The sequence below is a fragment of the Arthrobacter sp. NPDC055138 genome (assembly GCF_053607305.1).
Genome location: NZ_JBSGTH010000006.1, coordinates 247,416 through 262,819, shown reverse-complemented (window position 1 = coordinate 262,819; position 15,404 = coordinate 247,416). Strand labels below are relative to the sequence as shown.

12 protein-coding genes are annotated in these 15,404 nt (G+C 66.5%); 5 read left to right on the top strand and 7 right to left on the bottom strand.

Annotated features, from left to right (window positions below):
- Positions 1 to 52: 52 nt before the first annotated feature.
- Positions 53 to 1,711, bottom strand: a complete 1,659-nt coding sequence (locus tag ACWF5H_RS16105; RefSeq protein ID WP_452038084.1) for a RecQ family ATP-dependent DNA helicase — start codon at positions 1,709 to 1,711, stop codon at positions 53 to 55.
- 290 nt (positions 1,712 to 2,001) lie between these two features.
- On the opposite strand from ACWF5H_RS16105, the gene ACWF5H_RS16100 reads away from it, so the two are divergent.
- A complete protein-coding gene (locus ACWF5H_RS16100; protein WP_452038082.1) occupies positions 2,002 to 3,318 on the top strand; it encodes a cysteine desulfurase in 1,317 nt (438 codons plus the stop codon).
- 1 nt (position 3,319) lies between these two features.
- On the top strand, positions 3,320 to 3,781 hold the full coding sequence (sufU, locus tag ACWF5H_RS16095) for a Fe-S cluster assembly sulfur transfer protein SufU (RefSeq protein WP_452038081.1): 462 nt from the start codon (positions 3,320 to 3,322) through the stop codon (positions 3,779 to 3,781).
- A 64-nt stretch (positions 3,782 to 3,845) separates the two neighbouring features.
- On the opposite strand, the gene ACWF5H_RS16090 is transcribed toward sufU, so the two are convergent.
- Both ACWF5H_RS16090 and ACWF5H_RS16085 read right to left on the bottom strand, forming a co-directional pair.
- Positions 3,846 to 4,067 carry an SCO4848 family membrane protein gene (locus ACWF5H_RS16090; protein ID WP_452038080.1) on the bottom strand — a complete coding sequence of 74 codons (222 nt, stop codon included), beginning with the start codon at positions 4,065 to 4,067 and terminating at the stop codon, positions 3,846 to 3,848.
- A 16-nt stretch (positions 4,068 to 4,083) separates the two neighbouring features.
- Entirely contained in the window at positions 4,084 to 4,584 is a 501-nt protein-coding gene (locus ACWF5H_RS16085) for a DUF2505 domain-containing protein (protein ID WP_136784261.1), read from the bottom strand.
- A gap of 137 nt (positions 4,585 to 4,721) precedes the next feature.
- Here ACWF5H_RS16085 and mfd point away from each other — a divergent pair, with 137 nt between their 5' ends.
- Positions 4,722 to 8,351, top strand: a complete 3,630-nt coding sequence (gene mfd / locus ACWF5H_RS16080) for a transcription-repair coupling factor (protein WP_452038078.1) — start codon at positions 4,722 to 4,724, stop codon at positions 8,349 to 8,351.
- Between the two features lie 33 nt (positions 8,352 to 8,384).
- Here the strand turns inward: mfd and ACWF5H_RS16075 are convergent, their stop codons facing one another.
- Positions 8,385 to 10,166 (bottom strand): ABC transporter ATP-binding protein, encoded by a 1,782-nt coding sequence (locus ACWF5H_RS16075; RefSeq protein ID WP_452038077.1) that lies wholly within the window; start codon positions 10,164 to 10,166, stop codon positions 8,385 to 8,387.
- 117 nt (positions 10,167 to 10,283) lie between these two features.
- Here ACWF5H_RS16075 and ACWF5H_RS16070 point away from each other — a divergent pair, with 117 nt between their 5' ends.
- Positions 10,284 to 10,700: a MarR family winged helix-turn-helix transcriptional regulator gene (locus ACWF5H_RS16070; protein WP_452038076.1), complete on the top strand. Its 417-nt coding sequence runs from the start codon at positions 10,284 to 10,286 to the stop codon at positions 10,698 to 10,700.
- A 3-nt stretch (positions 10,701 to 10,703) separates the two neighbouring features.
- On the opposite strand, the gene ACWF5H_RS16065 is transcribed toward ACWF5H_RS16070, so the two are convergent.
- The gene (locus tag ACWF5H_RS16065; RefSeq protein WP_452038074.1) at positions 10,704 to 11,045 is read right to left on the bottom strand and encodes a hypothetical protein; all 342 of its coding nucleotides are present in this window, start codon (positions 11,043 to 11,045) and stop codon (positions 10,704 to 10,706) included.
- Positions 11,046 to 11,426: 381 nt separating this feature from the next.
- Between ACWF5H_RS16065 and ACWF5H_RS16060 the strand changes: the two genes are divergently transcribed.
- Positions 11,427 to 11,693, top strand: coding sequence for an SHOCT domain-containing protein (locus tag ACWF5H_RS16060; protein ID WP_452038072.1), 267 nt, complete (start codon positions 11,427 to 11,429; stop codon positions 11,691 to 11,693).
- Between the two features lie 138 nt (positions 11,694 to 11,831).
- On the opposite strand, the gene ACWF5H_RS16055 is transcribed toward ACWF5H_RS16060, so the two are convergent.
- Both ACWF5H_RS16055 and ACWF5H_RS16050 read right to left on the bottom strand, forming a co-directional pair.
- Positions 11,832 to 13,865, bottom strand: coding sequence for a M1 family aminopeptidase (locus tag ACWF5H_RS16055; protein WP_452038071.1), 2,034 nt, complete (start codon positions 13,863 to 13,865; stop codon positions 11,832 to 11,834).
- Between the two features lie 186 nt (positions 13,866 to 14,051).
- The gene (locus ACWF5H_RS16050; RefSeq protein WP_452038069.1) at positions 14,052 to 15,365 is read right to left on the bottom strand and encodes a UDP-glucose dehydrogenase family protein; all 1,314 of its coding nucleotides are present in this window, start codon (positions 15,363 to 15,365) and stop codon (positions 14,052 to 14,054) included.
- Between the last annotated feature and the right edge of the window lie 39 nt (positions 15,366 to 15,404).

Here is a 15,404-nt window from a genome sequence, read left to right as displayed (position 1 = left end):
AACGGCTTCCACCACCATGGTTCACGCCGCGGGCGGTCCGGGCCGGGCCGGGCTACTGATCCGTGATGGATTCCAGCAACCCGGAGTCCTCCCGCACAGCCGACAGCGCGATGTCCTTGTAGCCGACCGACTCGAACAGGACCGTGATCCGATCGGGCCGGGTGCCCATCACGATGCCCGGCCCCCATTCACGGTGCTTCACCGGCCGCTGGATCTCGTAGCCCTCCGGCATCTGGGCTTCGCGGGCTTCGGCCACGGCCTCCGACCCGGCGTCGCAGTTGTCGCAATTGCCGCAATAGCCGTCGGTCTCTTCGCCGAAGTAGTTCAGCAGCCAGTCGCGGCGGCAATGGTCCGTCTCTGCGTAGCCGCGGGCCATTTCGATTCGGGACTCGTCGATCCGGTGCCGCGAATCCGCTTCCGCCAGCGCCTTGTCCGCGGCCGAGGAGGGATCCGCCCCGCCGACAGCCCGGTAGCCGTTGCGGTTCACGGCGATGCTGCCGCTGTGTTCCAGGAGGTTGAGCAGGCGGGCTTGTTTGCGCTGCGATAGCCCGGTCCGTTCGCGCAGCGCGGCCGGGCGGAGCGGACCGTGCTCCCGGATGGCGCCAAAGACCGCGGCCAGCTCTTCCGGATCGGGAGTACCGCCGGCGAAGAAGCGCTGCAGGCCCAGGTCCTCCGACCGGTAGTGCAACACCGCCTGCGCCGGTTCGCCGTCCCGGCCGGCGCGGCCGATCTCCTGGTAGTAGCTGTCCAGCGAGTCGGGAATGTCCGCGTGCAACACGAACCGGACGTCCGGTTTGTCGATGCCCATGCCGAATGCGGAGGTCGCCACCACCACGTCCAGGCCGCCATCGAGGAACAGTTCGTGGATCGCCACCCGGTCGGCGGCCCGCCGTCCCGCGTGATAGGCGTCCGTCCGCAGGCCGCGCTCGGCCAGTTCGGCGGCGTAGCGCTCCGTGTCCTTGCGGGTGGCCGTATACAGCAGCCCCGGCCCGTCAAGGCCGGCCACCTGCCCCAGGACGGCGTGCCGCTTGCCGCGGTCCTCGTGGTGCCGCAGCACCCGGAGGTTGAGGTTCGGCCGGTCGAAGCTCTGCACCGTGATGTAGGGCTCGCGCATGCCCAAGCGGTCAACGATCTCCGAGCGGGTATGCGGCGACGCAGTGGCGGTCAGGGCCACTACCGGCGGGTGCTTCAGCCGCTTAATGACCGGGGTGAGGGTCAGATAGTTGGGCCGGAAATCGTGGCCCCAGGAGGAGATGCAGTGCGCCTCGTCCACCACGAACAGCGAGATGTCCAGCTCCGCCAGCCGCTGCAGGGTTTCTTCACGGGCCAGCTGTTCCGGGGCAAGGAACAGAAACTTCGCCTCGCCGCCGGCCGCGGCGTCCCACGCGGCACGCTCTTCCGAGGCTCGCTGTTGTGAATTGACTGCGAAGGCCCGCCGGGCGCGCAGATCGTCGTTGATGGCATCCACCTGGTCGTACTGCAGCGCAATCAGCGGAGAGATAACGACGGCGGTGCCCGGCAGGGCGACGGCCGGCACCTGGTAGACGGCGGACTTCCCATGTCCGGAGGGCATCACGGCCAACACGTCCTCGCCGCGGGCGGCCGCGGCCATCGCGTCTAGTTGCCCCTCGCGGAGGACGTTCCAACCGAACGATTCTTCTGCGACCCGGAGCAGCGCGTCACGGTCAGGTGGCTGGGGGTGAATCGGCATGAGGCTCCTGCAGATCGGTTCGAGACGATGGTGCGTAGTTTCGTTTTTAACCAGCCAGCGGGGCTTTGTATAGGGCAGGTCGGCGCCGCGGAGAGCGGCTCCGGGCGGCAAACCCCCGGAAAACCGGCGCCAGGAGCCAGTAAAAACGCTTGGGTAAGGCAGGACTCACGTGACCGGAGGCCGGCGAAGTGGGATGATTAGCGCAGACTTGTCTTGCGTATTGTCGGCTGATGGCACGCGCCGCGTGCGGGACAAACCGTTCCAACCATCGATCCAAGGAGCACCCCAAGGTGTCTGTGGTATCCACACCCGCAACGCTCAAACATGCCGCCGGCATGATCGACGACGCCGAGGCCCGGCGCATCCGCAACGACTTCCCGATCCTGAACCAGCAGGTGAACGGCGCCCCCCTGGTCTACCTGGACTCCGGCGCCACCTCGCAGAATCCGCTGTGCGTGCTGGAGGCAGAGCAGGAGTTCTACGAACAGCGCAACGCTGCGGTGCACCGCGGCGCCCACATGCTGGCGGTCTCGGCCACGGATGTCTTCGAGAACGCCCGCGAAACCGTCGCCGGCTTCATCAATGCCGGCATGGACGAAGTGGTGTGGACCTCCAACGCCACCGAGGCGATCAATCTGGTCGCCTATGCCTTCTCCAACGCCAGCGCCGGACGCGGCGGGGAGGCGGCCTCGCGTTTCGTCCTGGGCCCGGGCGATGAGCTGGTGGTCACCGAGATGGAGCACCACGCCAACCTGATTCCGTGGCAGGAGCTCGCCTTCCGCACCGGTGCCACCCTGCGCTACATCCCGGTAGACGACGCCGGTGCGCTGCGCCTGGACGAGGCCGAACAGATCATTGGCCCGCGCACCAAAGTGGTGGCGTTCACGCATGCCTCCAACGTGCTCGGGACCATCAACCCGGTGGGCACTCTGGTGCGGCTGGCGCGGGAGGTCGGCGCCGCCGTCGTGCTTGATGCGTGCCAATCGGTGCCGCACATGGGCGTGAACGTGAAGGCGCTGGACGTGGACTTCGCCGCCTTCTCCGGGCATAAGATGCTCGGTCCCACCGGCATCGGCGTGCTGTACGGGAGGGCGGAGCTGCTCAATGCGATGCCGCCGTTCCTGACCGGCGGCTCCATGATCACCACGGTGACCATGGAAAAGGCCGACTATCTGCCGTCTCCGCAGCGGTTCGAAGCCGGGACGCAGCGGATTTCGCAGGCGGTGGCGCTGGCCGCGGCCGTGGACTATCTGCGGGAGACGGGGATGGACCGGATCCACGCCTGGGAAGCGGAACTGGGGCAGCGGCTGGTGACCGGATTGGAGGCCATCGACGGTGTCCGGGTGCTCGGCCCCGCCGCCGGCGCCGAGCGGATCGGGCTGGCAGCATTCGATGTGGACGGCGTCCATGCCCATGATGTGGGGCAGTTCCTGGATGACAAGGGCATTGCGGTGCGCGTAGGCCACCATTGCGCCCAGCCGCTGCACCGGCGGCTGGGGCTGGTGGCGACCACCCGGGCCAGCACCTACCTGTACAACACCACGGACGATGTCGACGTGTTCCTGGACGCCGTCGCCGGGGTCCGCCCGTTCTTTGGAGCCAACTGACGTGAGCGCAGAACTGCAGCAGCTATACCAGCAGATCATCTTGGAGCACGCCAAAAAACGGAACGGGTCTCCGCTGGCCGATCCGCCGCAGGGCGACAAATCCGGCGAGTCGCACATGCTCAATCCCACCTGCGGGGACGAAATCACGCTTCGGGCGGCCGTGCACGACGACGGCGCGGCCACCACCCTCTCCGCCATCAGCTGGGACGGCCAGGGCTGCTCCATTTCGATGGCCTCAGCGTCCGTGCTGAGCGACTTGGCGCAGGGCATGGACCGGGAGGAACTGCTGAAAGTGGTGGACAACTTCCGCGAGCTGATGCGCTCCCGGGGCAGCATCGAGGCCGACGAGGAAATTCTCGGCGACGCCGCGGCGCTCTCCGGCGTCTCCCGCTACCCGGCACGGGTCAAGTGCGCCATGCTGGCGTGGGTGGCGCTGGAGGAAGCCCTGCTGGCGGCCAACTGACCGCAGGTTAAGCAATGGGCCGGGCAGCACATCTGCTGCCCGGCCCATTGTCTGTCCTCGTTGCTTACCCGGCGAGTCCGCGGGCGCCGATCACCAAGGTGGCAATGCCCAGGATCATGGAGGTGGTTGCCTTCATGAACTCCATGGTGAAGTAGCGGGTCATTGCACCCTTCTCGTCCTTGGAACGGGGATCCTTCCACACCCGGACAAGGTGCGGCGCCCAGACAAGCAGGGACCACGCGCCGGCCAGGATCAGTACCCAGGCCAGGGCGGCTGGAATGTTCATCTCTGCGGCTCCCGGATCAGGAGCGGCCGGACAGCCAGGCCTCGGCCTGCTGCGCCTGGATGTTCAGGGCCTTGCCCAGCATGGGCTCGGCGGCGGCGGCGATTTTCCCGCCCAGGAACGGGATGGAGGATTTCACGTCGCCGGTCAGGTCCACGCGGGTGGAGCCCCCGTCGGCAACGAGTTGCTGGACGGCGTTGACGTCCACCGGAGCGCCGGCCACCTTCATGGTCACGTCGGCTGTCCGCGAGCCGTCCGCTGCCGGTGCCTGCCACCGTTCCGTCTGGGTGACAGTGAGCGAGTCGCCCAGCATCTTCTTGGCGATTTCCGGCAGCCGCGCGCTGGGAACCTTGCGGACCACGGTCAGGGTGAAGGCGCCGGACACATCGCCGTCGCGCTGCACGGACTCCAGCGAGCCGCCGACCAGCTCGCTGATGTGGCGCAGGAACGCCTCGTCGGTGAAGGTCTCGGTGACCTTGGCTGCGGGGTAGGGCAGGGTGGTGGAAGCGCTGAGCGCCATAAAGACTCCCGGAATTTCTCGGAACTGGGTGGGCCAACATCCATCCTACTGTGCGCGGTAAAGTTGGACTTCTGACCCTCAGTTCCGCCGAACTGGAGGGTATTCGTGTTGCGCCCCGACCGGAAGAAGATGGAAAAATGAGCCTCAACGGACTGCGCACAGCCCTCGCCCAGGACGATTCGTTCGCCAAGGTGCGGCTGCAGTCGGCCCGGCCTGTGGCAGAGCGCAGCGAGGACCTGCAGATCGGCGCACCCCCCGGGTTGCGGGCAGCGTTGCTGGCAGAGATGGTGCAGGGGCTGGAGGCGGATCTCCACGCGGCCGAGGGCGGCCTTGGCCGATCACCGGAGGGGTCAGCAGCAGGCGGGGTGGTGCTGGCTGTGACGGCAACCGGGCGGGAGACGGAAGACCTAGCCGCCGCGCTGCGGAGCTACCTGCCGGATGAGTCCATCGAGGAGTTCCCCAGTTGGGAGACGTTGCCGCACGAGCGGCTGTCGCCGCGGTCGGACACCGTGGGGCGCCGGCTCTCGGTGCTGCGCCGATTGAAGCACGACGACGGCGCGGCGCCGCTGCGCGTGGTCATTGCGCCGGTCCGTGCGGTACTTCAGCCGTTGGTGCAGGGGCTAGGGGAGCTGCAGCCGGTTGCGCTGGCGGTCGGCGATGAGGTGGCCTTCACCGATGTGGTCCGCCGGTTGTCCGAAGCCGCCTACGCCCGGGTGGACATGGTAAGCCGGCGCGGCGAGTTTGCCGTGCGCGGCGGAATTCTGGATGTCTTTTCGCCCACCGATGACCACCCGGTCCGGATCGAATTCTTCGGCGACGAGGTCGAGTCAATGCGCTGGTTCGCCGTGGCAGACCAACGGTCTTTGGCCGGCGAGCACGTCAAGCACCCCACCCGGCTGTACGCCCCGCCGTGCCGGGAGCTGCTGATCACCCCATCGGTGATGAGCCGTGCGGCAAAGCTCAAGGACCAGATGCCGGCTGCGGCGGACATGCTGGAAAAGATCGCCGGGGGCATCGCGGTCGAGGGCATGGAATCGCTCTCGCCGGTGCTGGTGGATGCCATGGTTCCCTTCATCGGCGAGCTGCCGCCCGGATCCATCGCGGTGGTGATTGAGCCGGAAAAGGTGCGGAGCCGGGCCCACGATTTGGAGACCACGAACGACGAATTCCTCGCGGCCGCCTGGGCCACGGCGTCCGAGGGCGGGGACGCGCCGCTGGACCTGGCGCTGCAGGGGGATCTGGAGCAGGCAGGCTTCCGCTCGCTGGGCGATACACGCACAGCGGCCGGAGAACATCAGGTGTCCTGGTGGTCCATCACGTCGTTCAACCCCGACGACGAAACCGTGCTGGACATCGACACCTTGACCATCGCAGCCCGGGAACCCCGGGGCTACCAGGGCGATGTGGCCGAGATGATGGAATTCATCGGTTCCCGCGTGCGCGACCAATGGCGCGTGGTAGTGGCCACCGAAGGCCCCGGCCCTGCCTCGCGCATGGCCGAACTCTTCCACGACGCGCAGATCCCGGCCACGCGGGTGGAATCGCTGGAGAACGAGCCGCAGCCGGGGATCATCGAAATCACCACGGCCAGCACCGGCAAGGGTTTTGTCTTCGACGGCCTTAAACTCGGGCTGCTGACCGAAGCAGACCTGCTGGGCCGTGCCTCGGCACGCTCCACCCGGGACATGCGGAAGATGCCGTCGCGGCGGCGCAACGCCGTGGATCCGCTGCAGCTGACCGAGGGCGACTACGTGGTGCACGAGCAGCACGGCGTGGGCAGGTTCGTTGAACTGGTGCAGCGCTCCACCGGAGCCGGACCCACCAAGGCCATGCGCGAGTACCTGGTGCTGGAATACGCCGCGTCCAAGCGCGGCGCCCCCGGGGACCGGCTATTTGTGCCGACGGACCAGTTGGACCAGGTCACCCGCTACGTGGGTGGCGAGACTCCGGTCCTGTCCAAGATGGGCGGCTCCGATTGGGCCAAGACCAAGAGCCAGGCCCGCAAGGCGGTCAAGGAAATCGCCGGTGAGCTGATCCGGCTGTACTCGGCCCGAATGGCGTCCCGCGGGCATGCCTTCGGACCGGATACCCCATGGCAGCGGGAGCTGGAAGAAGCGTTCCCTTACATCGAGACCCCCGACCAGTTGACCACCATCAACGAGGTCAAGGCGGACATGGAGCGTGAGGTGCCGATGGACCGTCTGGTCTCCGGCGACGTGGGCTACGGCAAGACCGAGATCGCGGTGCGCGCTGCCTTCAAGGCCGTTCAGGACGGCAAACAGGCGGCGGTCCTGGTGCCGACCACGCTGCTGTCCCAGCAGCACTTCGAGACCTTCAGCGAACGCTTCTCCGGGTTCCCGGTCAGGGTCAAGGCGTTGTCCCGCTTCCAAACGTCCAAGGAAGCCAAGGACACCATGGAAGGCATCAAAAACGGCAGCATCGACGTGGTCATCGGGACGCACCGACTGCTCTCCAAGGAGGTCCAGTTCAAGGATCTGGGCCTGGTGATTGTGGACGAGGAACAGCGGTTCGGCGTCGAACACAAAGAAGCGCTGAAGAAGATGCGCACCAACGTGGACGTGCTGGCCATGTCCGCGACGCCGATCCCGCGGACCCTGGAGATGTCGCTGACCGGCATCCGCGAGACCTCCACGCTGGCGACGCCGCCGGAGGAGCGGCACCCGGTGCTGACGTACGTTGGCCCGTACACGGACCAGCAGACGACGGCGGCGATCCGACGCGAGCTGATGCGCGAAGGACAGGTCTTTTTCGTGCACAACCGTGTCTCGTCGATCGAGCGGCAGGCGGCGCGGATCCGGGAACTGGTTCCCGAGGCGCGGGTGGAAGTGGCGCACGGGCAAATGAGCGAGTCGCGGCTGGAACAGATCATCGTCGATTTCTGGGAAAAGCGGTTCGACGTTCTGGTCTGCACCACCATCATTGAAACCGGACTGGACATCTCCAACGCCAACACGCTGATTGTTGACCGCGCGGACCGGTACGGGCTATCCCAGCTGCACCAGCTGCGCGGCCGGGTGGGCCGCGGCCGGGAGCGGGCGTACGCGTACTTCCTGTTCGACGCCGAGAAACCCCTCGGCGAAGTGGCGCTGGAGCGGCTCAAAGCGGTGGCGGCGCACAACGAACTGGGTGCCGGCATGCAGCTGGCGCTCAAGGACTTGGAAATCCGCGGCGCAGGAAATCTGCTCGGCGGGGAACAGTCCGGGCATATTGCAGGCGTCGGTTTTGATCTGTACATCCGGCTGGTCGGCGAGGCCGTGGCGGACTTCCGCGGCGAAACCGAGCAGAAGGTGGCCGACATGAAGATCGAGCTGCCGGTGAACGCCCACTTGCCGCACGACTACGTGCCGGGGGAGCGGCTGCGGCTGGAGGCCTACCGGAAGCTGGCGCAGGCGGCCACCGACGAAGCCATCGACGAAGTGGTTGCCGAACTCACCGACCGTTACGGCGAGCTGCCGGAGCCGGTTCAGAATCTCGTGGCCGTGGCACGTTTCCGGGTCCGCGCGCGTGCGGCCGGTCTGACGGATGTGGCAGTGCAGGGCAACTTCATCAAGTTCGCCCCGGCGGCACTGCCGGAATCCAAGGTCATGCGGCTGACCCGGATGTACCCGGGGTCGCAGGTGAAACCCGCGCTGGACTTTGTGCTGATTCCCAAGCCCAAGACCGCGAGGATCGGGGGGCGGGACTTGGCCGACCGGCAGATTCTGGAGTGGGCGCAGGGGGTCATCGACGCGGTGTTCACCGAGTAGCGGCGCCCCCTGCTGGGCGGCCAGTTTCCGCTGCTAGGCGGCCAGAGCCGCGTAGCGCCCGTCGGCGTCCAGCAGCGTTTCGTGGGTGCCGCGTTCGACGATGCGACCCGCCTCCAGGACGGCGATCTGGTCCGCATTCCGGACGGTGGAGAGCCGGTGGGCGATGGTGATGGTGGTCCGGCCGGCAGCCAGCCGGTCGAACGCCTGCTGCACCGCATGCTCGGTTTGCGTGTCCAAGGCACTGGTCGCTTCGTCCAGCACCAGCACCGGCGGGTTCCGCAACAGGGTGCGGGCAATGGCAATGCGTTGCTTCTCGCCGCCGGAGAACCGGTGCCCGCGCGAGCCGACGATGGTGTCATACCCGTCCGGCAGCGCCACGATGTGGTCGTGGATCTGGGCGTCCCGCGCGGCCTGCTCGATTTCGGCATCGCTGGCGTCCGGCTTGGCATAGCGCAGGTTCCCGCGCACCGTGGTGTGCAGCAGGTAGGTGTCCTGGCTGACCACTCCCACGATGCGTGCCAGATCGGACAAGCGCATGGCGCGGAGGTCCACACCGTCGATGGTGATCCGCCCGGCGGTAGGATCGTGCAGCCGGGCCACTAGGGCGGCCAGGCTACTCTTTCCCGAACCGGTCGGGCCGACCAGGGCCAGGGTGGAGCCGGCAGGAACGGTCAGGTTCACGTGCCGGAGGGCCGCTGTTGCGCTGTCCGGGTAGCTGAAGCTGACGTCCTCGAAGCGAACGTGCCCCGCCACCCTGGCGGGCTCCACCAGAGCCGGCGAGGACGGCTCGGTGATTTCCACCGGCAGGTCCAGATACTCGAAAATCCGGGCGAAGAGCGCCAGCGAACTGGTAACGGTGATGGCGACGTTCATCAATCCCAGCAGCGGGCGGAAAAGCCCGCCTTGCAGCGCGCTGAAGGCCACCACGGTGCCGATGCTGATGTTCCCCGCGGCACCGGGCAGGCCGGCGGCGAAGTAGATGACGGCTGGTACAGCGGCGAAAATGATGCTCATGGTGGCCATCCGCCAGCGTCCGGCCAACTCTGAACGCAGTTCCAGATCGGTCAGCCGCTCGGAGGAGGCAGAGAACCGGTCCGCTAAGTCGTTGCCGGTGCCCAGGGTCTTGCTCAATTGGATTCCGCTGACCGAGAGCGACTCTTCGATGGTCACGTTCATGTCGGCCAGTTCCCGCTGGCGGCGGGCGGTGAGCTCCCGACGCACCTTGGCCACCCTGCCGGTCAGCACCACTGCCGGCGGCATCACCAGCAGCGAGATCAGCGACAGCTGCCAGGACAGGGCCGCCATGGCTACGGCGGTGGCGACGACGGTGGTCAAGTTGGTGGCAATGCCGGTGGCGGTGGACGTGACCACGGACTGCATGCCGCCAATATCCTGGGTGATGCGGGACTGGATTTCGCCGCTGCGGGTCCGGGTGAAGAAGCCGACCGACTGGCGCTGCAAGTGGGAAAAGACGTCGGTCCGGAGACTGTGCATCACGTGTTGGCCCACCTTGGTAGCAATCCACGTCTGCAGGACTCCGAAGAGCGAAGTGACGGCAGCCACGGCCAGCATGCCGGCGGTCAACAAGGCCAGCAGCGGCAATTGCTGCTGGGGCAGGGCAGTGTCGATGACGGCACGCAGCAGGAACGGGGAGGCCATGGCGGCGGCCGAGGAGGCAACGATGATTGCCGTGACCAAGGCCAACTGTCCCCGGTAGGGCCGGAACAGGGCCACAATCCGCTGGAGCGGAACGTGCCGTGCTTGTTCTTTTTCTGCGGCCGTCGGTTCCTTCACGGGGCCGCGGCCGGGGTTCATTCCGAATGTTTCCGTCGGAACCACCTCGTTTCATGATGTTGGGGGCTCTAACACCGCCGTATTGCTGAGGTTACCTCACTATGAGGCTACAACAGGAAAACTTGATAGCCTATTCCGATGGCTGATGAAAACCTACTGGACGCATTCTGGGCTGTGTCGCGTCAACTCCGGAGGGCCACCCGGCAGGGATTGGACCCGCTGGGTGTAGCGCCGTCGCAGGCCCGTGCGCTGAGGATGCTCCGCCATCATGGCTCGCTGCGGCTGGGCGAGCTCTCCGAGCGGCTGCGGATAGCGCCGCGATCGGCCACGGACATCGTCGATGGTTTGGAGGAGCGCGGCTGGTGCGTGCGCGAGCCAGACCCGACGGACCGCCGGGCCACGGTGGTTGCCCTCACTGAGGCGGGGCGGGAGATTGGGCAGGCCATCCGGAAGGTCCAAGTCCAGCATGCCGAAGAATACTTTGCCGCCCTGTCCGCAGCGGAGCGCGCCGAACTCTCCTCGCTCCTAGGCAAGCTGACAGCGGCGGAAGGCTGAGGCCTAGCGGACGAACAGCAACCAGAATGCGGCGGACGCAGCGGCAAGCACCGCGGCGGTGCACAACGCCCACGCGGTCCCTCGGCCCTTGCGCCCCGTGGCACTCGGAGCGGGCTGAGCCTCCGTGCGAACGTATCGGGTTGCGCCACTTGGCTGGCCGGCGGCCGGCGGAACCACCTGGATGAGTCCGGTGCGCAGTTCACGGCGGGCAGGCAAGGGGGTTCCGGACGGTGCGGAGACCAACGGGACCACAGGGATCATCCCGGTGGGCTGGGCTGGTTCCGCGGCGCCGGTGCGGACGTCGCGGCGGCGCGGAAACGGCGTGCCGTCGGCAGTGGGACTCATTAACTCGACTTTCAACCGGGCAACCGGAGGTCAGGGAAAGTAGGACAGCACAGTGGCCCGGTAATCTACACGGGAGGGTGCCTACAGCCATCCTATGTCCGCATCCGCCGGAAACCGGGGAAGCGGTGGGTGCGGAACATCTCAATGCCGCATCATTTACCACCTGTGGCTATCGTGCGCATCGTCAGTGGCTCCGCTCCGGGCGCCCGCGCTGTGGGTCCGTCAAGGGAGGCCGAGGCTCTCCGCCCGAAGCGGCCGGCGCCGGCGGAATCCTATTGTGATGGATTTGCCCTGTTTGTTCCCGAGGCCGACGCGTATCCTGACGCTAAGGGAACGGACTATAAAGCCATCGTTCCGTCGTGATCGAAGGGGTGCTTCATCATGGTAGATATGGGCTTGGCGTGGCTGTTCGCCCTCCTGCTTGTGGCCATCGTGGCAATGTTGGCCATCCTCGTGGTCAGGGCGTTTGTGGGGCTGCGCCCGGGCAGCGTGGAAGATGCGGTTGCAGTGGCTTCCGCAGCCGGTCGGCTGGACAAGCCGCACGGGCGCAGCACGGCACGCCAGATCCTGGACCAGCGTTTTGCCCGCGGCGAGCTCACAGCTGATGCCTACCGCGAGGGGCTGCGGGTCCTGGGCGAGGACCGTTAGCCGGCTGGATTCAGCGCCTGCACCTACACTCTTCTGTGGAATCGGAGCCGGCAGCGGGGAGGACCGACGCCCCGGCGCTGTCTGCCCGCACAGTGCGCAGTCCACGAGCCAGCCCGCGATGCCCGCAGCGGCCAGCCGTCAGAGGGCTCCTGGCTTGCCCGGTGTCGACACAAAGGCCTTAAAGATGCCGGACAAGTCTTTCCCCGAGACCTTCTCCGCGCGCTTCCGGAAATCCTTGGGGGAACCCGAACCGTCCTTGACCCACTGCCTGACAAGCTTGTGGAAGTCCTTGTCGCCGATCTCGGTCCGCACCGCGTGCAGGGCCATGGCCGCGCGGGTCTGCAGGCCGCTGGAGAACAGGTTGTCCGGCCCCGGGTCGGACAACTTGAACTTCCAGAACGGGTCTGCGGCGTCGATGTCCGCGTAAAACTCGAAACTGTCTTGGGCGCTGCCGGATTCCCGGTCTTCCGCCCAGAGCCATTGGGCGTAGGTTGCCAATCCCTGGTTGAGCCAACTGTCCTGCCACCGATGGACGGGCAATTGGCTGCCCAGCCACTGGAGAGCGAGTTGCCGGACGATGAATGAGTCACCGCTGGCCTCGCTGTAGAAATAATCCATCGGGTAGACCGGCCTGGCCTGGGTCTCCAGCACGAACCCGAGGTCCTCGACATTGTCGACGATGCCGCCGGCACTGGCCAGCGGATAGGCCCCGAACACGGAAGAGAGGAACTTGATCATCTTCGGCTGCTTGTCCAACGACTGCTGGATCTTGTAGCCCTGGGACGGGGGCGTGCTGCTGCCGGCGGTCCACTCGTTCTCATTGAGCCGGCTTCCCTTGGGCGCGCCCTGCGGGCTCCAGCCGTCCCACCGGTCACCGTCGCTGTCGAACGAGGTGGAGCCGTCGCTCCCGGTCACCTTGATGTCCTCGACGAAGACGCCGTCGTTCTGTCCGGTGATGTCGCTGGCATAGGTGATGGAGAGTTCCACGTCCTCACCGGCGTAGTCCGCCAGATCGAACTCCCAGTGCTCCCAGCCGTCGCTCGTACCGGTGGCCGCCCACCACTGTCCGCTGGACCCTTTCGCGGAACAGGAGCCGCCGCCGTCGTCGTTTTGATAGTGCTTCAGGAAGGGATGCACCTGATGCCACGCAGGGCACGAATTTCCGGTGCCGTTGTCCGCGAATTCGGTGGCGTCCTTCAAGGTGGTCCAGTTGTCCCCGCCGGGCGTGCGTGCCTCGACGAACGCGTAGTCCCAGCCGGGCTCCGTGTCGCGCAGCATCCAGAATGAGAACTCCGCGCCGGCATCGGGCACGCTGAGCGTTCGGGTGAGGCGCTTGTAGCTGGCGTCATCGCTTTGCGACCAGGCCAGGCCATCCCCGTTGCGCGGAATGACCGTCTTCTTCAACGCCGGATCCATGGCGTCCACGTACCTAATCCCGGCCTTGGTGTACTCGGCCAGGTTGAACTGCCCGACGGCGATGGTCGCCAGATGCGGCGAGAGCGGCTCTTCAGCCTCCCACTTGTACACCGTGCGCCCGGGCGTCCGGTCGGTTCCGTCCGGCAATCCGTTGGCAACAGCCTGCCACCCATCCGGGACCGAGATGTTGAATCCGAAGCTGGCAGGGTCGCCCGGGTAGTTGTTCACCGGAAACCAAGTCGGCGCGCTCTTCGGATGGCCCGTGACGATGGCTCCGTCGTCGGTGTGGATGAACCCCGCAGGCCCGGGCAGGGACAGGGGACGGGGAACGCCGGAATACTGCACCACCACGCTGAAGCTCCGGCCGTTCGGTATGCCACGGGCGGGAGTGATGACAAGCTTGCTGCCGTCATGCTCGAAGCGTGCCCCCAGCCCGTCAACGCTGACGGAATGGACCGTCAGCCCGTCAAGGTCCAGGCTGAAGCTGGCGAGGTCCTGGGTGGTCCGCGCGGTCATCGTCGCGCTGGCAGTGAGCTGATCGGTGGGCGGGTCATAGAGCAGATCCAGCTGATAGTGCTTGGCATCGTAGCCAGTGTTGCCGGCGTCCGGAAAGTAGGAATCGCCGATGCTGGCAGTGCCGGGTTCAAAATAGGGCTGCCCCGGGTCCGGCGCAGCCGCGGCCGGAGCCGCGGGCAGCAGCAGGCAGCTGGCACCGAGGGCTGCACCCGCGGTCAGAAGCCTGCTGCGCCGAAACATCTCGATTATTCCCCCCCATCGGCCGGCGCTTTTGGTCCGGACCCGCACTTGGCTAGGGTCGGCGGTGTTGGCGCTGGCCATCCACCTAACATGCTCCTGTTTGGGGCCACTGTCAACGGATGCGGCAATGGACCCGAACAGCCTGGCTGTACGGGTCCATTGTGGAGGGCGGAACTTGGAAAAACGCTACGGGCGTCCGATGCCCTTGAAGGTCCAGCCGGCCTCGCGCCAGGCGATGGGGTCCAGCACGTTACGTCCGTCCAAGATCTTCTTCTCAGTCACTTGGTTTGCGACGGTGGCCGGATCCAGCTCGCGGTATTCTTTCCACTCGGTCAGAAGCACCAGGACGTGGGCGCGGCCAATCGCGGTCTTCGTATCCGGTTCGTAGCTGAGTTCCGGGAAGCGCTGCTTGGCATTCGCCAGTGCCTCTGGATCGGTGACCGTGACGGTAGCGCCCTGCAACTGCAACTGTGCGGCGACGGACAAGGCAGGGGAGTCCCTGACATCGTCGGACTCAGGCTTGAACGCCGCACCCAGCACGGTGATGCGTTTGCCGATCAGCGATCCTCCTGCCAGCTCTCGGGTCAATTCGACAACGCGGGTGCGGCGCCGCATGTTGATGGCATCCACCTCGCGTAGGAACGTCAGGGCCTGATCGGCCCCGAGCTCACCGGCCCGAGCCATGAACGCCCGGATGTCTTTGGGCAGGCAGCCGCCGCCAAAGCCGACGCCGGCGTTGAGGAACTTGCGTCCGATTCGCTCGTCCATGCCGATCGCGTCGGCGAGGGCCGTGACGTCGGCGCCGGCGGCGTCGCACACCTCGGCCATGGCATTGATGAAGGAGATCTTGGTGGCCAGGAAGGAGTTCGCGGCCGTCTTGACCAGTTCCGCCGTGGCATAGTCCACCACCAGCCGGGGTGTGCCTTGCGCGAGGGGCACCGCATAGACCTCGTCCAAGGCTGCAGTGGCCGCTTCGCCGGCGGGTCCCGAAGGCACGCCGTACACGAACCGGTCAGGTGTCAGGGTGTCCTTCACCGCGTGGCCCTCCCGGAGAAACTCCGGGTTCCACGCAAGGATTGCCTCCGGGGCAGTCTCCCGGACTTCATCAGCCAACCGTGCGGCCGTGCCCACCGGCACGGTGGATTTGCCGACCACGACGTCACCGGGATTGAGGTGTTCAGCCAGCGATGTGAAGGCGGCATCGACGTAGCGCAGGTCGGCGGCGTTCTCGCCCTTGCGCTGCGGCGTGCCCACACAGACGAAGTGCACGACGGCGCCGGCCGCCTCCGACAGGTCGGTGCTGAAGGCCAGACGGCCGGTTTGCTGCGCTTCGGTCAGCAACTCCGGCAGCCCGGGCTCAAAAAACGGTGCCCGTCCCGCCTGTAGTTCGCTGATTCGGCGCGCATCCACATCGATCCCGATGACATCGTGCCCGAGTTTGGCCATGGCCGCCGCGTGTACTGCGCCGAGGTAGCCGCACCCGATGACGGAAATACGCATACTGGTCCTTTGTCCGTGCGGTGAGAGAGACTAGTTCGA